This window comes from Trinickia soli, assembly GCF_002879855.1.
GTDB lineage: Bacteria > Pseudomonadota > Gammaproteobacteria > Burkholderiales > Burkholderiaceae > Trinickia > Trinickia soli.
This window is the reverse complement of record NZ_PNYB01000005.1, coordinates 62,993-83,733: the sequence shown is the minus strand read 5'-3', so window position 1 is coordinate 83,733 and position 20,741 is coordinate 62,993. Positions and strand designations below refer to the sequence as shown.

Annotated in this window: 19 protein-coding genes and 4 pseudogenes; 12 read left to right on the top strand and 11 right to left on the bottom strand. The window is 60.3% G+C overall.

The features are described 5' to 3' along the window. Position 1 precedes the first annotated feature (1 nt). From xerC to C0Z19_RS07635, 4 genes are all read left to right on the top strand, one after another. On the top strand, positions 2 to 1,078 hold the full coding sequence (gene xerC, locus C0Z19_RS07650; RefSeq protein WP_102609210.1) for a site-specific tyrosine recombinase XerC: 1,077 nt from the start codon (positions 2 to 4) through the stop codon (positions 1,076 to 1,078). 59 nt (positions 1,079 to 1,137) lie between these two features. Beyond that, positions 1,138 to 1,569, top strand: a complete 432-nt coding sequence (locus C0Z19_RS07645) for a DUF29 domain-containing protein (RefSeq protein WP_102609354.1) — start codon at positions 1,138 to 1,140, stop codon at positions 1,567 to 1,569. Positions 1,570 to 1,886: 317 nt separating this feature from the next. Further along, on the top strand, positions 1,887 to 2,771 hold the full coding sequence (locus tag C0Z19_RS07640; protein WP_102609209.1) for a hypothetical protein: 885 nt from the start codon (positions 1,887 to 1,889) through the stop codon (positions 2,769 to 2,771). 11 nt (positions 2,772 to 2,782) lie between these two features. Continuing rightward, a complete protein-coding gene (locus C0Z19_RS07635) occupies positions 2,783 to 2,986 on the top strand; it encodes a hypothetical protein (protein ID WP_102609208.1) in 204 nt (67 codons plus the stop codon). Between the two features lie 136 nt (positions 2,987 to 3,122). Here the strand turns inward: C0Z19_RS07635 and C0Z19_RS28445 are convergent, their stop codons facing one another. The 4 genes and pseudogenes from C0Z19_RS28445 to C0Z19_RS07620 form a co-directional block, all read right to left on the bottom strand. Continuing rightward, a complete protein-coding gene (locus C0Z19_RS28445) occupies positions 3,123 to 3,290 on the bottom strand; it encodes a hypothetical protein (RefSeq protein WP_175084013.1) in 168 nt (55 codons plus the stop codon). 686 nt (positions 3,291 to 3,976) lie between these two features. Then, a pseudogene (locus tag C0Z19_RS07630) lies at positions 3,977 to 5,242 on the bottom strand (IS256 family transposase). A gap of 377 nt (positions 5,243 to 5,619) precedes the next feature. Beyond that, positions 5,620 to 6,321 carry an IS110 family RNA-guided transposase gene (locus C0Z19_RS07625; protein WP_233196043.1) on the bottom strand — a complete coding sequence of 234 codons (702 nt, stop codon included), beginning with the start codon at positions 6,319 to 6,321 and terminating at the stop codon, positions 5,620 to 5,622. Between the two features lie 158 nt (positions 6,322 to 6,479). Beyond that, a complete protein-coding gene (locus tag C0Z19_RS07620; RefSeq protein ID WP_102609207.1) occupies positions 6,480 to 8,075 on the bottom strand; it encodes an integrase catalytic domain-containing protein in 1,596 nt (531 codons plus the stop codon). A gap of 107 nt (positions 8,076 to 8,182) precedes the next feature. Here C0Z19_RS07620 and C0Z19_RS07615 point away from each other — a divergent pair. The 4 genes and pseudogenes from C0Z19_RS07615 to C0Z19_RS28195 form a co-directional block, all read left to right on the top strand. Beyond that, positions 8,183 to 8,372: pseudogene (locus C0Z19_RS07615) on the top strand (DUF29 domain-containing protein); the annotation flags it as partial. Positions 8,373 to 8,507: 135 nt separating this feature from the next. After that, positions 8,508 to 8,882: pseudogene (locus C0Z19_RS07610) on the top strand (type II toxin-antitoxin system RelE/ParE family toxin). Next, entirely contained in the window at positions 8,875 to 9,180 is a 306-nt protein-coding gene (locus tag C0Z19_RS07605; RefSeq protein ID WP_102609206.1) for a helix-turn-helix domain-containing protein, read from the top strand. Before C0Z19_RS07610 ends, C0Z19_RS07605 begins: the two are co-directional and overlap by 8 nt. A gap of 546 nt (positions 9,181 to 9,726) precedes the next feature. Next, entirely contained in the window at positions 9,727 to 10,218 is a 492-nt protein-coding gene (locus tag C0Z19_RS28195) for a DUF29 family protein (RefSeq protein ID WP_199180763.1), read from the top strand. On the opposite strand, the gene C0Z19_RS07595 is transcribed toward C0Z19_RS28195, so the two are convergent. Genes C0Z19_RS07595 through C0Z19_RS07570 form a run of 6 tightly spaced genes read right to left on the bottom strand, consistent with a single transcriptional unit; the run spans position 10,160 to position 15,325 of the window. After that, on the bottom strand, positions 10,160 to 11,038 hold the full coding sequence (locus tag C0Z19_RS07595; protein ID WP_175084015.1) for an amidohydrolase family protein: 879 nt from the start codon (positions 11,036 to 11,038) through the stop codon (positions 10,160 to 10,162). The two genes, C0Z19_RS28195 and C0Z19_RS07595, sit on opposite strands and share 59 nt — an antisense overlap. After that, positions 11,035 to 12,114 carry a threonine aldolase family protein gene (locus C0Z19_RS07590; protein WP_102609205.1) on the bottom strand — a complete coding sequence of 360 codons (1,080 nt, stop codon included), beginning with the start codon at positions 12,112 to 12,114 and terminating at the stop codon, positions 11,035 to 11,037. The genes C0Z19_RS07595 and C0Z19_RS07590 overlap by 4 nt, the downstream gene beginning before the upstream one ends. A gap of 18 nt (positions 12,115 to 12,132) precedes the next feature. After that, the gene (locus C0Z19_RS07585; RefSeq protein ID WP_102609204.1) at positions 12,133 to 12,867 is read right to left on the bottom strand and encodes an amino acid ABC transporter ATP-binding protein; all 735 of its coding nucleotides are present in this window, start codon (positions 12,865 to 12,867) and stop codon (positions 12,133 to 12,135) included. A gap of 18 nt (positions 12,868 to 12,885) precedes the next feature. After that, entirely contained in the window at positions 12,886 to 13,572 is a 687-nt protein-coding gene (locus C0Z19_RS07580; RefSeq protein WP_102609203.1) for an amino acid ABC transporter permease, read from the bottom strand. A 10-nt stretch (positions 13,573 to 13,582) separates the two neighbouring features. After that, positions 13,583 to 14,359 (bottom strand): amino acid ABC transporter permease, encoded by a 777-nt coding sequence (locus tag C0Z19_RS07575; protein ID WP_102609202.1) that lies wholly within the window; start codon positions 14,357 to 14,359, stop codon positions 13,583 to 13,585. Between the two features lie 36 nt (positions 14,360 to 14,395). Then, complete coding sequence (locus C0Z19_RS07570) at positions 14,396 to 15,325, bottom strand: amino acid ABC transporter substrate-binding protein (protein ID WP_102609201.1); 930 nt, start codon at positions 15,323 to 15,325, stop codon at positions 14,396 to 14,398. 45 nt (positions 15,326 to 15,370) lie between these two features. On the opposite strand from C0Z19_RS07570, the gene C0Z19_RS07565 reads away from it, so the two are divergent. Beyond that, complete coding sequence (locus C0Z19_RS07565; protein ID WP_233196042.1) at positions 15,371 to 16,405, top strand: LysR substrate-binding domain-containing protein; 1,035 nt, start codon at positions 15,371 to 15,373, stop codon at positions 16,403 to 16,405. A 67-nt stretch (positions 16,406 to 16,472) separates the two neighbouring features. Next, a pseudogene (locus tag C0Z19_RS07560) lies at positions 16,473 to 16,799 on the top strand (LysR substrate-binding domain-containing protein); the annotation flags it as partial. A 76-nt stretch (positions 16,800 to 16,875) separates the two neighbouring features. On the opposite strand, the gene C0Z19_RS07555 reads toward C0Z19_RS07560, so the two are convergent. Continuing rightward, on the bottom strand, positions 16,876 to 17,811 hold the full coding sequence (locus C0Z19_RS07555) for a hypothetical protein (protein ID WP_175084016.1): 936 nt from the start codon (positions 17,809 to 17,811) through the stop codon (positions 16,876 to 16,878). 547 nt (positions 17,812 to 18,358) lie between these two features. Here C0Z19_RS07555 and C0Z19_RS07550 point away from each other — a divergent pair. Both C0Z19_RS07550 and C0Z19_RS07545 read left to right on the top strand, forming a co-directional pair. Continuing rightward, entirely contained in the window at positions 18,359 to 18,883 is a 525-nt protein-coding gene (locus C0Z19_RS07550) for a phasin family protein (RefSeq protein ID WP_233196041.1), read from the top strand. A gap of 933 nt (positions 18,884 to 19,816) precedes the next feature. Next, positions 19,817 to 20,662 (top strand): hypothetical protein, encoded by an 846-nt coding sequence (locus C0Z19_RS07545; protein ID WP_102609196.1) that lies wholly within the window; start codon positions 19,817 to 19,819, stop codon positions 20,660 to 20,662. Positions 20,663 to 20,741: the final 79 nt, after the last annotated feature.

Sequence of the window (20,741 nt, the reverse complement as noted above, 5' to 3'; positions counted from 1 at the left end):
GATGCCGAACCTTGGGAGGCGAGAGCCGTATCCGCCGATCGGGCCGGCGCACGATCCGCTGAGCTTGTATCGGCAGATGATGGACTTCCTGATGTGGCTGGAGGAGCGCAACACGTCGCGGCATACGCTCAAGCATTGGGAACTGTATCTGCGGTACTTCGTGAGCTGGTGCGACGAGCGAGGCCTGACGCGGCCGGCGGAGGTGACAAGGCCGATCCTTGAGCGCTATCAACGACACCTGTTCCTGAAGCGCAAGAAGAACGGCGCGCCGCTGTCGGCGACGACGCAGGCGTCCCGCGTGACACCGATTCGGAAGTGGTTCCGGTGGCTCACGCGTAATAACCGGGTCTTGTACAACCCGGCGGCCGATCTGGATCTGCCGAAGGTGGAGGAGCGCTTACCGAAGCACGTGCTGACGATCGAGGAGGTCGAGCGGGTCTTGAGCCTACCCGACACGACGACGGCGCTGGGCGTGCGCGATCGAGCGATGCTGGAGACGCTGTACAGCACGGGGATACGGCGCATGGAGATCATCGGACTACAGCAGCGCGACGTCGATTACGATCGCGGCACGCTAATGGTCCGACAGGGTAAGGGCAAGAAAGATCGGATGATTCCGATCGGCGATCGGGCGCTGGCGTGGGTGGCCCGGTACCGCGACGAGGTGCGGCCTGAGTTGGCGATCGCGAGCGATGACGGCACGCTGTTCCTGACGGTAACGGGCCAGGCGTTCTCGGATAACCGGATGACGCAGATGGTGCGTAACCACGTGCGAGCGGCGGGGCTGGGCAACATCGGCAGTTGCCACTTGTTCCGGCATGCGATGGCCACGCAGATGCTGGAAAACGGGGCGGACGTTCGGTTCATCCAGGCGATGCTGGGGCACGCGGACATCAAGACGACGCAGGTGTACACGCGGGTGAGTATCCGGGCGCTGAAGGATATCCATTCGGCGACGCATCCGGCGCGGCTCACGCGTGCGACACTGAAACCGGAGGATGAGCCGTCGGCGACGGTGGCCGACTTGCTGGATGCACTGGACGCCGAGGCGCAAGCCGAGGGCGAAACGGAGGAATAGGTGAACTTACGGGAGTGGTTAAAATGGCGCCATGCGTGACTGAGCTTAGGGGCCGAAAAATGGGAACGAGCTACGAGAAGGACGTGGTGGCATGGGCCAACGAACAGGCTGCGTTGTTGCGCGCGGGCAAGTTCTCGGCGCTGGACATCGAACACATCGCGGAGGAAATCGAGGACGTGGGTAAGAGCGAACAACGCGAACTGATCAGCCGCATGGCCGTGCTGCTGGCGCATCTGCTCAAGTGGCAGTTCCAGTCCGCGCGGCGGGGCGCAAGTTGGCAAAGAACTATCAAGGCTCAACGGCTGGACGTTGCTTACCTTCTGGACGAGGCTCCCAGCCTGAAACCGAAGCTAGCCGATGCCGAGTGGATGCGCGTTGTATGGGCAAAGGCTCTCGCACAGGCAGTCAGCGAAACTGGACTCGATGTGTTCCCCGAAACCTGCCCGTGGTCCATGGAGCAGGTGTTGGATGAAGAGTTTATGCCGGACTGATTGGAGGTCTCGGGGCAGTCGTCCTGGGGCGTCCGAAATCTGCAAGCCAGCCTTCGGGCTGGCTTTTTAACGTCCGTGAGCATGTATGGCGGGCGCCTCCTTCTTAGCCGCGCTTGTGCGGCATCTCTATCCCTTCTTACTATCCCGACGGGCCGATACAATCGGCCCGTCGGCGTTTGTGCGTCATCGTTCTTTAACTTGCTTCGCCCGCGCGTCGGTGGGCCGCAAAACCGCGTCTGGGCAAAAAATCCCCCTGGCCGAACCGTGTCTAGGCGAAGACGGGCTGCAAAGCCAAGCTGCGTCTAGGTTTGCGGGCGTTGCAGACGAAGGTTGCCTCGGGTGTTGGATATGGGGCGATTGGCGGGGCGGTGTCGGCCCTGACTGCCAACGATATCGCTAAGGCGGTGACCAACGGCCAAGGGGTGACGGATCCCGCGCAACTGGCAATTATTACGGCGGGCACGACGCTGTTGGGTGGGGGCATCGCGGCCGCGTTGGGGCAGAACGCAGCCGGGGCGGTGAATTCTGCTGCAAACGAGACACTGAATAATGCTTGTGCGCACGGATGCGGAGAGGACCCGAATGACACCGTAAAGCCGGTACGGCTAGAGCCGCCGATGGAGGGCAGCGAGCAGGACAGCATCGGTCCATCGACCGGCGTCGAGACGGAAACGGTCACGGTAGGCGCGGGGGCGTTGGCAGCGGGACTTGCCGGAGCCGGCCCGAGTACGGCGGCCACAGACAGCGGAGCCCTTGACCAATCGACGATTGAAACAATTCTGTCGACGCCCAAAGGGTCGCGACCAGACCCGAGTACCTACCTCTCGCAAGACTACATAGACAGCCAACAATCTCAATTCGAAGGCGGCGTGACAAAAATATCCAGTGCTGCCCCAACGGGGGTTGTCGGGCCGCCGGGCGGAACGTTTGTAATGCCGACGTCAGTAGCTAATCAAATCATCGGGCAGGCTGGCGGCAGCGTGCCTGAGCTGGAGGGTTTGCTTGGACTGGACGCGGGTACGCTGGGCACATCGCCGGTTCGGATAGACATACCGAACCCCTATGGATTGCGCATGCCAAGTGGGAACGAACTTGGTGCAAACTCACAGTGGATTCCTGGAGGGGTTACAAGCGGTGGAATTCCTGAAGCCACAATTGATCCCGCCCACCCGGGTACTTACACCGTTGGTCCATTGTTCTGATTGAGGCAGCTATGAGTGACGAGATCCAATTTACTGGCTTCGGCATTGAGATCATCAAGCGGTCAGAGCGTTACTATTTACGATATGACGCGGGCGAACTCGTTGTGAAGATGGTTGAAATCGAGATAACTGAAGATGAGGCGACTAGGGCTCGATGTAGTGAGAAGGATGCTTATGAAGTAATTCTTGCTCGTCAGCTACGTGACCAACATTAGCGATATACACGATCTACTCCCCTGGAGTCGGGATTCGTTGTGTGAGACGAACCCGGCCGGGTTCGTGCTTTGTGGCGTCGGCGAGCGTGACGGCGCTTGTGCTATTCGTTGGTGGTTGCGCGCCGGTGCTTGAGCACTAGAAAAGCCGCTTTGCGACCTCGCGACGCGTGTTCTCGTTGAGGTGCATTTGCCGGATTCCGTCGAGCGCGCTGCGCAGCCACGCATCGGCAATAGCGCGATGTTCGCCGGGTTGCCGATCGGCCGGTGCGGGCATCGAATTGCGCAATTGCTGGTGGTGTTTCATTCTGAAAGTCCCCCTTGAATAGCCACAGACATTACGCACGCAACAAAACGCGTGCTGATCGGTCTGCAAGCCTTGTTGGTACTGGGTTTGATGCGTTACACGAAAAAGTGTAGCAGGTGGGCGCGCCGGGAGCGGCTGAATCGCCCGAAGTCCTTACGGTGTAGGGCCTGGCCGGGTGTTTCAGATTGAAACGCGTTGTGGTCGGCGTGGACGCGGTGCCGGGTTCGTTGCGCCAGTTCGTCCATCGTCGTGTGCGCACGCGATCCAGCCGGCATGGACGACGTGCCGCGCGAAGGTGCGCGCCTCATCCGCGTGCTGTTCCACGATCGGGCCTCGGCGTCGTCCACTCGGAAATCCACGGAATCGTTCACTAAAAAGCGAGAGACCTTCCGGACAGGATAGGGAATGTATCCACACGACGCGTCGTGCGGATACACCGGGCCTGAACGCTCGGTTGAGCATCCGGGCACTGAAGGATATCCATTCGGCAACGCGTCGGGCGCGGCTGAGCCGCACGGTGCCGAGAGGCTGTGATGAGAGCGACGAATCGCCGACGGCGGCTGACCTGCTAGCTGCGCTCGACGCCGAAGAGGCGGACGAGCAGGGCAGTAGCTAAGTGGAAGCCATCGACGTGAGCCAGAGCTAACGTCAAGTCTGGTGTATGGGCAGCATCGTGACGGTCGATTTCAAGCGGCGAGTTTCTGCTGAACCGGTCGATCGTCTTGCACCGGTTCGCCGTCCTTGAAGGCGATGCCCTCGAGCAACAGCACAATCTTTTCAGGGCCGTTGATACGGCGCCAGGTTTTCTCGGCTTCCTCGATCAGCTTGAATGCCAGTCCGAGGAAGGTGGGGCGCGATACGCAGTTACGTGTGCGCGTCGTACGGTGGCGCACCGTCGCGAACGTCGATTCAATCGCGTTGGTCGTGCGCAAATGCTGCCAGTGCTCGGCAGGGAATTCGTAAAACGCGAGCAAGCTCTCCCGGTCCTTCTTTAACGTCTCGCTCGCCTTCGGATATTTCGCCGCATAGATCGACACGAAACGATCGAACGCGGCGTGCGCGTCGGCGCGGGTCGCCGCCCTCCAGATCGACTGCATGTCGGCCTTCGCGCGAGCCTGTTGCGACTTGGGCAGCGCGTTCAGTACGTTGCCCATCTTGTGAAACCAACAGCGCTGGCCACGTGTGGCCGGAAACACCTCTTCCAGGGCGGCCCAGAAGCCCATGGCGCCGTCACCGACCGCCAGCCGTGGCCCTGCCTTCAGGCCGCGCATTTTCAGGTCGAGCAGTAGCTCCTGCCACGACGCTTTCGTCTCGCGATACCCATCGCCGATCGCCACACGCTCTTTGGTCCCGTCCGGTTTCACGCCGATGATGACAAGCAAGCATTGCCCGTCAGAGTTCTCGCTGCGCAGCCCCGTTTGAATACCGTCGACCCACCAGTAGACGTAGTGCGACTCGGGCATGTCACGCCGGCTCCAAGCCACGTGCTCCTCGGTCCATTGCGCTTTGAGCCGGCTCACCACGTTGGCCGACAAGCCCTTGGCGTCATCGCCCAGCAAGCACGCTCAACGCTTCCCCATGTCGCCGGTCGAGATGCCCTTCAGATACAGCCACGGCAGCGCCGCGCTCACGCGAGGCGACTTCCTCACGTACGGCGGCACGATCGTCGAATTGAACTTCACGCCCGATCCCGATCGATCGCGCACCTTCGGCACCTTCACTGCGATCGGCCCGGCGGCCGTCAACACCTCGCGCTCTGGCAAGTAACCGTTGCGCACGACGGCGCGTTGCCCGTGCAAAGTCTTGACGTTCGCGAACCGCTCCATCAGCTCTGCCAACTCCGCTTCGAAAGCTTGTTGAATCACTTGCCGCGCCCCGTGACGAACCAATTCGTCCAGACCAAGCCCGGCTCCCGATAGACCGACGACTGCTTTTTCCGTATCCTTGCTCATGGTGGATGGTTTGCTTTTTTGCTGGTTTCCGACTTCGACAATCAGATTCTCAGCTGAAACCTCCACCGCCTTCAACTTCCCGCCTCAACTCCCCCCGTACACCATGCATGGACGCCCCCGGCTTGCCAAGCTGTCATTTGTAACGGGATCAAGGTAACGATTGCAGCCATGCATCCGGACTTCGCTATCCGGCGTAGGCCGGCGGTCCCTGATGGAATATGCTGGTCGGTCCCTCATCAGATTCGCGTGCTCTTTGCACAGTGGTGTACTCAGAGTTTCCCGACCACGGTCTTACCGGTCTCGCCATCACGTCATGATTGCCCGAGCAATCGGTGGTTTGCGCCTCGCTTCAGTCAGTTGTTTATCGGCCGACCTGATTACGCAGCCGCAGCGCCAGACGTGTAATCAAGTCGGAACTCTCGGTCGTGAGCGAGAAGTGCCCATATGATCCGGGCGTTCTTGTTCGCGAGCGCGACGACCGCGACATTTGAATTTCGTCGCTGTAGCAGTCCGTGCAACCAGCCGTCCTTTTGCTGCTTGCGCTCGGCAACCTGCATGATGGAACGCGCGCCGTGAATGAGGAGCGTTCGCAGATAGGTATCCCCACGCTTGCTGATGCCGAGGAGAACGTTCTTTCCTCCGCTGGAGTTTTGTTTGGGCACCAGGCCAAGCCACGCCGCGAGTTGCCGTCCGTTCTTGAAACTCTTTGCGTCGCCGATAGACGCGACCAGTGCGCTGGCCGTGAGCGGTCCGATGCCGGGCACGCTTGCAAGCTTGCAACTGGCGGCGTCGCTACGGTGCCAGGCCTGGATCTGCTGCTCGAGCTCGCGGACCTGACGCTCGAGGTCCTTCAGATGGTCTAGGAGCCGTTGAATGAGCAGCCGGAAGGAACCCGTCAACTCATTGGTGGCATCCTCGATTAGCTCGGGCATAGCCGCATAGGGCGGCTCACTCCCTTCCGCGCTCTGCCCATCGGCCGATAGAATCGGCGCCGCGGTTTTCGCGCGCCATCGCGCTTTAACTTCCTTCGCCGACGCGTCGGTGGGCTGCAAAACCGCGTCTGGGCAAAAAATCCCCATCGCAGCACCTCGCCTAGGCGAAGACGGGCTGCAAAGCCGGGGGTGAGACGGAAGAGTAGATGAACTTACGGGAGTGGATAAAATGGCGCCATGCGTGACTGAGCTTAGGGTGTCTGGCGTCAACTACAACCGCCGCCGTGTTGCCTCACGGGATGATGTTACCCCCGGGTAATTGTCACTGTCCGATTGTTTTGCGATGAAGGCTGGCGCTGCGTAGCGGCGCCAGCCTTCATCGCGTCGGCGTCACCGAGTATCCGGGTCACCAGTTCTCTGGCGCGGTTCGATCGCCATGCCTTCACGCGCCGCTGGAGGGTGCGCAACTGGGCGGTGGAATACATGGCGGGAGCCATCGCGGTGAGACGCTCGTGTAGCTTCTTCGCCGTGATGCCAGGCTCGCTTTCGAGCCATTGCTGTATTTTCGGCCACGTATGTTCGAACGGATCTTCGCGAGTGCGCCAGTCATGCGGGATTCGCGCTCTTCGGTGATGCGTCGGCCGGACTTCACCTGCCTGCCACGCTGTCCCGAGGCTCGCCAGGAAGTCCGCGAGTGGAACGTCGCTCCCTGTCCTGGCCTCCGTCGGTACACCGCCGGTAGCGCTGCATTCGGCAACGCGCTGCTGCGCTTTGCGCATTTGACGCAGCAAGTCCACAGGATCGAGCACACGAAACCGCGCACGCAGACTGCGTTTCGTTGCCTCTGGTATCGAGGCAGCGCGCAGGACGCGCTCCAAGCGCGTCAGGGGTGCTTCATAGCGCTTCGTCACCTTCGCGCCGTGACGTGTCTTCGATTTCAGCTTGAATGATGGCTGGAAGAAGTTGATATAGAGCCGCGACACCTGGTAAAGCGAGGCAAGTGTTTCCGTGTCTTCGAGGCCTTGCAACCTGCCATAGCCAACGAGGCGGCGCACGATGGCGCCATTCTTCTGCTCGACCCACGCCTGATCGTTTTTCTTGTAAGCACGAGATCGCGTCAGCTCGATACCCGTGGCCCTGCAGAAGTCAAATACGGTTTCGTTCATGAAAGCGGAATCGTTGTCGCAGTCGAGACCGCGCAGTGGAAACGGTAATGCATGACTGACCCGCTTGATGTGCTCGACGACAAACGCACCGCTTCGAAATGGCATGGTCAGACATTCGGTCCAGCCTGTCGCGATATCCGTCATGACCAGGCTGTGTACGAAGTCGCCGTCAATCTTGGTGCCCCCGCAGTGCTCGACGAAATCGATCTCGAGATAACCGGGCAGAGGATCATTCCAGTCAGTGAAGGTGCGGATCGGGACCGCACGGCGAATCGCATTGCCGATTCCCCCAGCGCGCCGTCGTTGGCCGCTGAATGCCTGCTCGCGTACGTCACGCAGCAGCCGGTCAATTGTGGCGGCGCTGATCTGCTTGAGCCGCTGGCGCACGTCCTTTGATAGCGTCAGGTGACCATACCGTGTCATCGATTCGAGCAGCGTCGGGATGAGCGCTTTCAGCCGCTTGCCGCAGATCCGGTCGGCAGTCTCCCACAGCGTGATCAGCGCGGCACGCACCTCGTCGTCATAGCGTCGCTGAGGTCCGGGCTTCTTACCTGATGGCTGGGGCTCCCGGCACAGCACGCGGATCGCGTGCTTGCGGTGATAACCCGTCAATTCAATGAATTCGTCCAGAATCTGGCGTTTCTCGTCCCGGTCAGAACGGCGGTACCGCTCACCAACTGCCTCAGTCAATTCCCGTCGTGTTGTCACCTCGTCATAAGTCGCTCCCACCAGCATTCTGACGGGTAGCAAATTACATGAGGCAACAGCCGCCGCCTGGTAGCAAAAAACCTGAGTCAATGCGCCGGCAAAAGTAATTGTCGCTGGACATTAGGGGCCGAAAAATGGGAACGAGCTACGAAAGGACGTGGTGGCATCGGCCAACGAACAGGCTGCGTTGTTGCGCGCGGGTAAGTTCTCGGCGCTGGACATCGAAAACACATCGCGGAGGAAATCGAGGACGTGGGTAAGAGCCAACAGCGTGAACTGGGGAACCGCATGGCTGTGCTGCTGGCGCACCTGCTCAAGTGGCAAAATCGGATCGATCTCGGAGACGGCGAGCCTACGGCGGTACATTTACTGGCCGCACTCGATGAGGAGGCGGCTAGCGAGGGCGGTGATGATCTATAGCACAGAGTGCTACAATGTGAGACAGAAAAACAGAGCAGAATGCGGGTCTTCAAGACTAGGTGGTTTGCACGCTGGGGCGACAAGGAAGGTGTGACAGATGCGGTGCTGCTGGATGCGGTGGACGAGATGAGCCGGGGGTTGATCGATGCGAATCTTGGCGGTCAAGTGTTCAAGAAGCGGGTAGGTATCGGCGGACGAGGTAAGGGTGGCGGATTGCGCACGTTGCTGGCGTTTCGGGTGGGCGATTGAGCCTTCTTCGTGTTTGGCTTCGCGAAGAACGAGCGGGCCAATGTGAGCGAAAAGGAACTGCGAGCGTTGAAGTGGATGGCATCGGAGTTGTTCGGCTATGACGCTCGGGCGTTGCTCAAGGACCTGCGCGCAGGCGAGCTATATCAGGTAGAGAGCGATGGGTGACAAACTGCTGAAGGTGTTGCACGAGACGGCGCAAGGATTGCATCGAGCTGGGACGATGGATGCGGTGACGATGCGAGAGTTCGACGCGTTGTGCCTGCCACCGATCAAGCAATACAGCGCGGCGCAGATTCGGCGACTGCGCCAGCGCGCGAAGGCTAGTCAGGCAGTGTTCGCGGCGTGCCTGAACACGAGCATCTCGACGGTACAGAAATGGGAGCAGGGGCAAAAGCATCCGAACGGCCCGTCGCTGAAACTGCTCGACTTGGTTGATCGCAAGGGCTTGGAAGCCCTGCTGTAAGGCCTTGCTGTGCCGTCTTGGTCTGACGGGCTGGCGACGGCGCTTCCCCCTTAGCCGCGCTTGTCCGGCACTCTCCATCCCTTCCAGCTAACCCCGAGGGGCCGATACAATCAGCCCGTCGGGGTTAGCACGCCATCGTTGATTCGCGACCTTTCGATGTCAACGCCGATTCGAATCTGACCAACTTTCGACGAAGTGGCGAACAAAGATTAGGAGTGCGAAAGAATCGATGTGCGGCGCTCTCACGCGTCGAAATTCGAGCAGGCTATAACGTGAGCAAAAAGGAGTTGGGGGCGCTGAAGTGGCTTTCTTCGATCGCCGATATGATGCCAACACATGACGTCGCTGCTATCAAAAGGCACGCGAATGCCGGAACTTGAAAGGGATCTTCGGTCCGAGGTGAAAGTCGTTGCGCGGCGAGATGCCACCCAGTCGCATCATGCGCAGGATCGTGAGAAATTGACTCGGTCGGCGTGCCGCTCGCGTGGTTGCCCCGGTTGGAAGTGGCAACGCACGAACAACGCTCGACATCTCCAGTGAGTCGCCGTGGGACGCCAAGGGAATGACGATAGCAATATTTCCATCGTAGGGCATCTGGCCGGGCATGGAGCTTTGCCGAACTGTAGTGTGGGAAGTGGGTCCTCACAACCGGCCGCCGCCTACGACTCGGACTTTATCCTTTGGGCACGCGACGAGGCTGCAAAGCTGCGGTCAGGCCGGCTCGACTGTCTGGACGTAGAAAACGTTGCGGAGGAACTCGACGCGCTTGCCCGCAGCCTTCGGCGGGAGCTTGTCGATCGTCTCGCGCGCTTGTTGCAACATCTCGCCCAGGTCGCCGCGTCGGTTGTGACGGCGGGTGCGGCAGCAGCAGCGATGGGCACCACGTTGGCGACGATGACCCTTGGCGGGTCGATCGTCGTCGGCATCGCGAGTGGGATGGCGGGAAGCCTGGCCAGTCAGGTGGCCTCGGGCAACGGGATCAACTTCGGTGCGGTGCAGGTTCTCGGAAGCCGTAAAGTCTTTCGGGGTTATCTATGAGGATCTGATGGCGGGTCGAGGCGCATCCGGTCCATCGGTTCAGACTCGCAATGATGTTTGACGGCTGCGGACCTGGCTTCATTGATGTATGCGGCCAGTCGCTGCCCCAGACCAGACGATCCGGAGCAACATTGACCCAGTGTTGAGCCATGGCGTCCATATCTGAAAAGGCGCCGGTCTCTCCGACGACTGAGTCGAGATAAGGTGCTGACAGCTTGAGCCACGCGCGGCCGGTAGTCAGCCATCGTTCGACAAGTCGACTGGCAGGGTGCGATAGTCCAGAGTGCACCGGCAAGCGGGCCAGGTGGTCGAAAACGAACTCGGTAGGGATGCGATCCAGCAAATGGCTGTACTCGACGATCTGCGCGGCGGTCCAGTGAAGCTGTAGATGCCAGCCGAGCTCGTGCACCCGGTGGCTCAAAGTTTCGACCATTTCGAAACTGGTGGGAGCATCATCGGGCGTGTAGAGCGTGAACCGGATGCCGCGGATGCCGCCGGCGTTAAGCGTATCAAGTTCGCCATCTGTGATGTCTGGCCGAATGGTCGCTATGCCGCGCGCCCGGTCGATGCCTAGCTGGCGTATAGCGTCCAGAGTCACGGCGTTGTCTACATCATAATTCCGCGGGGTGACAATCACCGTTCGGGTCGTGCCGAAACTCGGCTGAACCTGCCGATAGTCATCAACGGTTGTCGGCACGCCCGACATGTCATCGGCAGCAAGCGTCTGCTTGAACCTGGTGTCGAAGATATGGATGTGAGCATCACATGCGTCGGCAGGCACGTCGTCCTGAACCGGAGTTTGAGCGGCCTGTCTGTTCACGCGTGCCCCCGCTTTTCGAACACCTGCGCAAACGCTTCGACGGCGTGGCTAATATCGGCATCGTCAATATGCCGATGGGTCACGCACCGGATAACCTTTTCGCCCCACGGGCGCGTCAGTACACCGAATTCAGCTAGCGCTCTGACCCATTGATGGCTCGGCATGCCGGTACCACCGACCTGTACCTGCACGATATTGGTTTGAGGCTCACCTGCGGCAAAGGATGCCCCCAGGTCGTTCAGGCGGGTACTGAGCACGCGTGCCCTGGCGTGATCGTCTCGAAGTCGCTTGCTCATCGTTTGCAGGGCTTCAAGGCCGGCGGCGGCCATGATGCCTGCCTGGCGCTGCGTGCCGCCGAGCATCTTGCGATATCCCTTTGCGGTAGCGATCGCCGCCTCGCTCGCCGCGAGCACCGCGCCAACTGGAGCGCTCAGGCCTTTGGAGAGACATAATGAAACGGATTCCGAATGTTGCGCAAGCGTCGCGGCCGGTACCTCGAGCGCGGCCGCTGCATTCATCAGGCGCGCTCCGTCGATATGCACGGACACGCCGGCCCTCCGCGCAATCTCATGTACATCCTGCATATGCGTGAGCGGCAATACAGCGCCACCGGCGTTGTTGTGCGACGTCTCCATCGCGATCAGGCCAACACCGATCCTGTACGATCCCGGCCGGACCGCCGCCTCGATCCGGTCCAGATCCATCGCGCCGGCCTTGCCTTCGATTGGCGTGTAAGCAAGGCCAGCCAGCAACGAGCCGCCGCGCTCGGTGGCGAACATATGGGCGTTAGACTCGAGTAGTACCTGCTCGTGTCGTCGCGTGTGAGCGAGCGCCGCGAGAAGGTTCGCCATTGTGCAGGTGGGCACATAGAGCCCGGCGTCCTTGCCCAGCATCGTCGCCACAGCCTCTTCGAGCGCCTGTACGGTCGGGTCGCCATCAAGGCCATCATCGCCGACCGGCGCCTCGCGCATGCGCGCATACATTTCATCTGTGGGTCGGGTGACGGTATCGCTGCGCAGATCGGTCAGTTTCGCGTGACGCGCGTGACGGGAATCAAAAATGGGAAAGTCCAGCATGTCGGCTCGTTTGAAAGGCTAGTGACGGAGAATCTTCGACAGGAAATGGCGCGAGCGCTCGCTGCGTCCGACGGTGTCGCCAAAGAAGTCGTCCTTGGTGCAATCCTCAACGATGCGCCCGCCGTCCATGAATATGACGCGATCAGCGACGCGTTGGGCAAAACCCATTTCGTGGGTGACGACCATCATCGTCATGCCATCGCGGGCAAGATCGGTCATCACGTCGAGCACTTCGTTGACCATTTCGGGGTCCAGCGCCGAAGTGGGCTCGTCGAACAGCATGACTGCGGGATCCATAGCGAGCGCCCGAGCGATCGCCACGCGCTGTTGCTGTCCGCCCGAAAGCGCTGCAGGATATTTGTCCCGATGCGCCGCGAGACCGACCCGCTCGAGAAGCTGCATGGCCCGCTTCTGCGCCGTGCCGCGATCCCGTTTAAGTACGCGGGTTTGAGCAAGGCACAGGTTATCGAGGACGCTTAGATGCGGAAACAGTTCGAAACCCTGGAAGACCATGCCTGCGCGCGAGCGGATCTTGCCGAGATCGACGCGCGGTCCCGTGACTCCGATTCCATCGATGTGGATTTCGCCTCGCTGGACAGTTTCGAGTCCATTGACGGTTTTGATAAGCGTCGATTTTCCCGAACCGGACGGACCGCACACGACGACCACCTCGCCTACGGCCACCTGTGTGCTGCAGTCGGTCAGCACGCGAAAGGTGCCGTACCACTTACTGACATTTTCAATCTGGATCATTGGGATTCCTCGGCCGGATCAGTGCGCGTGCCGCGCGGTTTCGGAACGCTTGACGAAGCGGGATGCGCCGAAGCAGATAACGAAATAGACGACTGCGGCGAACACATACATTTGCACGGTGCTGCCGTCGCGAGCGGCGATCTCGGAAGCTGCGCCGAAGAAATCAGTCATCGAAAGCACATAAACGAGCGATGTGTCCTGGAACAGCGTAATCACGCGAGTCAACAATGCCGGCGCCATATTGCGCACCGCTTGAGGCAGCACTACCGTAATCATCGTCTGTCGATAAGTAAGGCCGAGCGCGAGACCCGCCTCCACCTGTCCCCTTGCAATGGACGCGATGCCGGCGCGCATGATCTCGCAAAAGTACGCCGACTCGAAAAGCGTGAACGTGATGACGGCGGAACGATAGGCACCCACCTCGACAGGCGTAGGCGAATGCATGATCCAGGCGCCGACGTAGGGCGCGAGGAAATAGAACCAGAAGATAACCAGCAGCAGCGGCACTGAGCGCATGCCGTTCACAAATAGCGTTGCGGGAACGGATAGCAGCCTGGAGGGAGACATGCGACAGAGCGCGAGCAGCGTGCCGAGCATCAGGCCGAACACGGCAGCGAGTGCGGTGAGCGTCACGGAAAAAGTCAGGCCGACTTTCAGCAGATATGGCAACGAAGCGACAATCTCTTTCAGTCCGAGGAAGGTCATCGTGTCGCTCCTAAGATTGTTCGACTTCGGACAGTGGCAACGCGGATGGTGCCTTGCGCGGTCTGGACGATGACGCGGCCAGCTTGCGTTCGACGAGCATCAATCCATAGACGACCACGCTGTTGATTGCGAAGTAGACGATCGTCGCGGCGCTGAACGCTTCGAAGGTGTGAAAACTGAACTCCTGCATGGATCGCGCTGCACCTGTGAGTTCAAGCAAGCCGATCGTCATCGCGACTGAGGAGTATTTGATCGTCGCCATTAACTCAGAGGTGAGCGGCGGCACGACGACCCGAAATGCCTGCGGCAGGATCACGAAGCGGTACACCTGGAAGCCGGATAGGCCGAGCGCGAGCGCCGCCTGCCGCTGGCCTGCGCGCAGCGACCGGATACCGGAGCGCAAGGTCTCCGCGATACGCGCAGTGCCGTAGAAGCCGAGGCAGAGCAGCGCGGGAAAAAACTGGCCCCACGGCTGCTGGATTTGTTTGATTGCGGCGCCGAGTGGCTTGGGAAGCAACTCGGGCAGCACGAAATACCAGAGAAACATCTGCACCAGCAGAGGCACGTTGCGGAACAACTCGACATACGTTGCCGCAATAGCGCGCGCGATCTTCGAATCGACCGTGCGCATTACGCCGATCATCGAGCCAAGGAGCAGTGCGATGACATAAGCGCTCAACGCGAGTGCGATGGTCCAGCATGCGCCTATCTGCAGTGTCTGCAGATAGGTGTGGACACCGTCAGGCGACAGGTCGTTGAAACTTGTCCAGTTCCACTGATAGTTCATGACTGCGCAGGCTCGAAGTGTGGTTGCTCAGGTGGCTTACTGATAAGCCGCAGGATCGCCCGAATCGGAGGGATGCTCGATGGCACGTTTGAGTTCGGCGCTCATCGGATACTTCAGATTGATGCCATTTGGCGGCACCGGCGCGTTGAACCATTTGTCGTAGATCGTATAGATCTGTCGGGACTTCATGAGGTCGAGCACTGCGCCGTCCACGACCTTCTTGAAACGGGGATCGTCCTTGGGCTCGACGATGCCATAAGGCGCGAGGAGCATCGCCTTTGTGCCGATCACATAGTCCTGTGGTCGGTCTGCAGTTGCAACGAGACCGTAGGCGAGTCCGTCGTCCGTCGAGACAGCCATCGCGCGGCCGGTCTTGACTGCAATGAAAGAGGCGGCCGCGTCGTTGACTGGCAGCACCGAAATGTTCAGATGCTGTTGCGAGCTGATCTGCTGGATGACCTGCAGATCCAGGCCACCCGCAAGGCTCGTTACGGTCTTGCCGCTGAACGCAGCGGGCACGTTCACGTCAAGCCCGCTGTCCTTCCGGGCCATGAGCACGACCTTCGCGATGTACGTGGTCGGCGCGAACGACACGAGCTTTTGGCGCTCGACCGTGTTCGTCGTGTTGCCGCATTCCAGATCGATTGTCCCATTCGCCAATAGCGGCAGACGCGTGGCCGACGTCACGGGCAGATAGCGGATTTTCAGATCGGCAAGGCCGAGCGCGCTCTTCAGACGTGCAGCTATACGTTGACATATTTCGACCGAGTAACCGACCGGCTGATGTGCATTGTCGAGATACGCGAAGGGCAGCGACGTGGTCGGATAGCCAAGCGTTATCGTGCGGGTTTCCTTGATCCGGTCCAGCCGGCTGGCGGTATCCGCGGAAGCTACGGTTGTCAGGCCAAGTCCTGCGTAAACACCGGCGAGCGTCATCGCAGCGGTCAGGATAGAAGAAACTTTCATGTTGCGTCCCTCAATGAGAATTTTTGACCGCGATTTCGAACAGGCGTGGTGCGATTCAAAACAACGGAACTGGCTGAACTGCGAACAAATATCGGTCACCACTATGCTAAAGTCCAATGCGTCTCTCGCATCGTTCGATACACAATTGATATGCAGAAGCTAAAGTTAGGGTTTCGCCACGTTGAGGCTTTCCGTGCTGTCATGTCGTCAAACTCGATGACTCGCGCCGCTTGCGCGATGCACACATCGCAGCCGCAGGTGAGCCGCTTGATATCGCAGCTCGAAACGATCACGGCATTTCCGCTTTTCGAACGGAACGGTAGCAGGCTCACTCCAACCCAGGATGGATTGCGTTTCCATCGCGAAGTGGAGCGTACCTTCGCCGGGCTGGCGGAACTCGAATCGGTGGCTGCCAATATCCGTTCGTTCAGCGCCGCGCGGCTGAGCATCGCCGCGATGCCGCGGCTGGCAGGCGATCTGCTCGTTAAGATCGTTGCAGAATTCCACTCTGCGCACCCGGACGTCCTGGTGTCAATTCACTCTGGCAACGCGGTGAATGTGGAGGAGTGGGTCCGTTCCGGTTTCTGCGATACAGGCTTGGCCCTGTTGACTGGGGATGCACCTCGCATCCGCCGTGAGACGATTGCGACCCTACGGTGCGTGGCGGTGCTGCCAAAGGGGCACCCGCTCTGCCGTCTGCGCAGGCTGAAGCCCGCGCACTTCGCAAATCAGCGATTCATAGCGCCCACCGGAGAAAGTGCGCTTAGATCCACAATTGACGATGTATTTGCGGCCGAGCATGTGCCGCGCCAGATCGTCGCCGAGGCGAGTCTTGGTTCATCAGTTTGCGCGTTGGTGCGCACAGGTATGGGCATAAGTCTGGTAAACCCGCTGGCAGCGCGCGATGAAATTCTTAATGGAGGAATCGAAATGCGGCCGTTTGCGGTGAATATACCGAGCGAGGTTGCGCTGCTCTTCCCGCCCTACCAGACTCAGACGCGCCTGGTCAGTGCGTTTGCACAGATAGCGCGCCCGGTCATTCGCGAGGAAATGGGAGTGCTGAATAAAATGTCGTTGTAGCCAGCGGATTCTCTGGAAACGCCGATGCCAGACGGCTGCCATGAGTCTGCGATCCGAGCTTGGTGGCGACGTGCCACTGCTGCACGACTCCGACGCGACCGGCTGGCGGGCCTGGTTCGAAGCGCTGAACGTGCAGCTCAAGCCGCGCACACAGGATCGCCGTTCCGAAGACTACACGGTCGTGTTGGCCGCTGCGGAGGCAGGATTGGGTGCGGCGCTGGCGCGCACGCCGCTGGCTGATTCGTATCTGAGGCGCAGCGGACTCGTCCGTGTGAGCCGCCACGCAGTGGCATCACCGGTTCGGTTTTACCTCGTGCATGCGAAGGGGGAGAGCCGGCCCGAAGTGCTCGCACTGATTGAGCGAATGCAGAGGGGATACGTCGAGCGTTGCTGAATGGGCGAGCCTTGTTACGACCGTGAACAGGCTGCCGCTGATCTCTTGCGGCAGCTCGACTGCATCGCGCCCTCAGCTACTGCATTGCCTGCTGACGCCGATACTCGTCGCCTTTCATCTGCAGATACTGCTGCCGATCCAGTTCGTGCAGTTGCCGCGGGTATTGCTCGCTGGCGTCGAACCAGTTGTTCAGGCGCCGCGCCAGCTGCTGGTCGGGCGGGCTCGACAGCGCACCGAGATAGGCATCGATAGCCAGGTAATAGCGCATCGTGTTGCGCTCCATGAGGCCTCGCATCCCGCCGACATACTCGGGACGTGTCGCTGACGGATCCGCAACATCGGTGAACCCAACCTTGCCGCGACCGAAGGTGGCCAGATACGCTTTCATGGCAAGACGCCCGATCGTGCTGTAGCCATACGAATAGGTCAGATGCAGGAACGTCCGGCCGTCACCCAGCGCCGCCGCCTCCAGAGCGATCCGATAATCGCGCGTGCCCAACGGCCCGCGGTCGGCGTGCAGTTTCACCTGCAAATATCCTGGGCCCGTGGTGGCTGCGGCGTACTGGAATTGCACCCGGTATGTGGCGCCGGGTTCTTCGGCCGCCTCCTTCTTACTGACCTTCACGAGCAGCGTGTTGTGATCGCTGCCGCTGGTGGCACGACAGTACTTGATGTTCGGGTGCAGGATCAATACATCGCACCAGTTGGCCGGGCCGCGAGATGAGTCAGTGAATACGTCGTGAACGGTCGCGAACGGGTAGGCCATCACGGCATACACCTCGCCCTTGACCATCGAAGGCGATTCCTGCGAATCAAGGTACAGTTCGCGCCGGAACGGGTTGTGCTCGAGCCTGGGCAGCAGGCTTTGGTACGCGTTGAGCAAGTCAGCCGCACCATCCGCGCCCTTCGCCGCCGGTCCTGCGCACAGCAGGCAGCCCGCCACCAACATGGCCAGCGTGCGCCTTGTCTTGCCTGGCTGGCAGTTCGCCAAGCTTCCGACAGGTGTACTCATCGACGTGCTCCGGCTCGTTACGGCCGAAGGGTGGGGCAACCTGACACGTTCGCGGCGTGTCGCAGGGCGCGAACGGGCGAACGCGCGACAACGTCGTCGGGCATCGATGCGATGCCGACGGCCTGCCTCGCCAAACTCATCTTCAACGCTTTTTCAGCGCTTCCTCGGCATTCGACCGTACGATGGGCGGAGCCGATCTGGACGGTGTGGAAACCGGCGGCGGCTTCTTCGGCTGCTTTGGTTTCTTTGCTTCGCGATTGCCTCGCAACTGACCTTTTGCCATGACACTGCTCCGGTGGTATCGATGCTCGCCAAAATAGCGAGAGCGTGCAGGCAGTATGCGCTCATTTCCGATGCAAAGCGCTAGCGATCTGGCCGGCGCAAGTCGGCGGCGGCATCTTGTCCTGGTCGCCCTGCAGCACTTTTCCGAAATCGCTGTACATCTGAGCGGAAGGGTATACAGTGCATATTGTTGCGGCGCAGCATTGAAGATGCGGGTCGCTCCGACCTGCTGTTTTATTAGCAAGACTCTCGCCTCCGAAATCCTTTGGACGCGCGTCCCGGGTCGATACAGGAGAATTTAATGAACACCACTGTTTTTGAGCAATCCGCTGAGTTCGGCCTGCGCACCTTGCCGGCGTTTTTTGGCTTGCAGAGTGCCGGGTTCGAGCGCTTTCAAAAGCTGACCGAACTCAATCTCGCCGCGTTCAAGGCAATGCTGGCGGAGGGACAGGCTGCGTTCTCCGCTTTGCCTTCCGGACTACCGGCTTCGGTTGGCGCGGTCGATCAGTCGCAGCAATTCATCGAGCACGCTCAGTCGTATGGTGAGCAGGTCCGACAGATCGAATCGCGGTACATGGAAGCCGTGACACAAGCGGGCGAAAACGTGCATCGCCAATGCAACGCCATCCGCGACCAGTGGTCGGCCAACTTTGGGCAGGCCGCTCCCTTCGGTTCCGACGCCGCCTACACTGCGATGCAGTCCTCAGTCCGCGCGTTGATGGAGTCGTCGGGAATGATGCAGGAAACCCTCAAGCGTGCGGCCGGCAACACGGTACCGAACAACGCGTAGGCGATAGCGATGCGCGGATTGCGGATGTCGAGGCGCATTGCATGCGATGCGCCTCGTCCGTGAAACGACATAGCGAAAGGGGCAAACGATTTCGCGCATGTGCCCCTGAAACGCCCGGCCCTATCACCTTCGAAAACTTCGAAAACCGTTGACGTTTTGCAACAGCTCTCAGCGCGGCAGCCGCCCTGGAAATTGAAAGAAAACAGAAAGACTGCCGCGCATGCTGCTCTGCGCCGCTTACCATCCGACCACCGTTTGTCCCCTACGAAACCGCGCGGCAGCAAGCCAAAGCGCGGATTCTGCGCATACTTCGCCGCCCCTTTCATTCCCTTACGCGATCGCGCCAATCAGGCCCCCACACGCCGACATCCGTCGCGTCGAACGCATTTTCGAATCGAAAAGTCTGCGGATTCTTGCTAGCATTCCGAACGAGTTTCCAAGGGCTGCTCCGCTATTCACTCATTGAACGGCGAGGCAAGATGAACCAACAAATAAAACGTCGAGCGAGAGAGCGCCATATCACCGCGCCCGCGCCTCGGCCAGACAAGACCAATGAATGTGCTGATATCCCGTGCGGGGTCTACGGATAGCACCGTCGGATCAAAGCCGACGTCTCCGCTGCTTTCGCATCTCCATGCAACGCCGCCAAGCCGGGCATGTCCGCCCGCTTTCTCACCGTTCGCGCACGCTACGCACACGCTCTCCTGGGCTGTCGTCCGACGTGTCGATGCGTTAACGCTCTCCCCGCCGGAAGTGACCGCCAGGCATCGTTGATCGCGGCGCGTTTGCCGCTTCCTAACGCGACCAAACCAATCGCCGACGCGAGCCGTCGGCGGTCGCCAATGGCCAAGCGGGCAACAAAGCGTTTTCACCACGCTCTCGGAACAACGAATTCCGGAGTCATACAACGTAGTTCATCGAGGAATCAAAATAATGAGTACTCCTAAATATCAAGCCATTGCCGCGGCCATTCTGACTTTGACGCTGGCGGCCTGCGGGGGCGGGGGCGGCGGTTCGGGCACGAGCACGCAGACGTCGACGAATGGCCAAGGCACGAGCACGCAGGCGGGCACCGATTATGTGGCTGTCGGTTCTGCCCCGACGGTGACGGGCGTCAATGGCTCGGTTTCGGTTCTCTTTTCGGCCAACGCTCTGCGGTCCAACGGGATGACGGGCACGTCGTTCTCAGCGCCGAGCGTGTCGCTGTCCACGTTCACCCAGCAAGCAGCATACGGTGGCGCATTTACGACGGTGAACAGCGGCGTGGCCAATGGCGCGGTCACGTTGACAAAGGGCGGCACGATTGCCGATATCAATGGCGCCGGTGGTTACGTCGCCATTGGCCGCTGGACCCAGGGTTCGGATTCGAGCGGCGGCAACTACACTGCCAATCAGGGTGGCACGTACGTCGTCGGCAACCCGCTGACCTTGACCGCGACCTCGGGCACGCTCTCATGCTCGGCGTTGATGTCGACGTCGCCCACTGCCGTCACCGGCAGCGTTGCGCCGGGCAAGCTCTCGGCCGCAACGGCCACGCTCGATCTGTCGACGATGAAATTGAGCAACCTGTCGGCAACGGTCACCATCGGCAGCGACGTCAACGCGACGATCGCGCAATCGAGCGTGACGGCGAAGGGCATGCAATTCAGCAACGGCTTCACCGCGATGGCCGAGCCGATGGGCAACGACGCATCGAAGCCGCTGATCGCACTCGCTTACGGCACGAAGCTGACGAACACGGGCGATATCAACGGAGTCATCGTGTTTGCCTGCCAGTAAGTCCGGTTGGTAAAACGTAGACGAGCCTCCCTGCCGCCGTTGCCGCGGCGGGGGGGCAGGCGGTCGCATCGGCCGACGG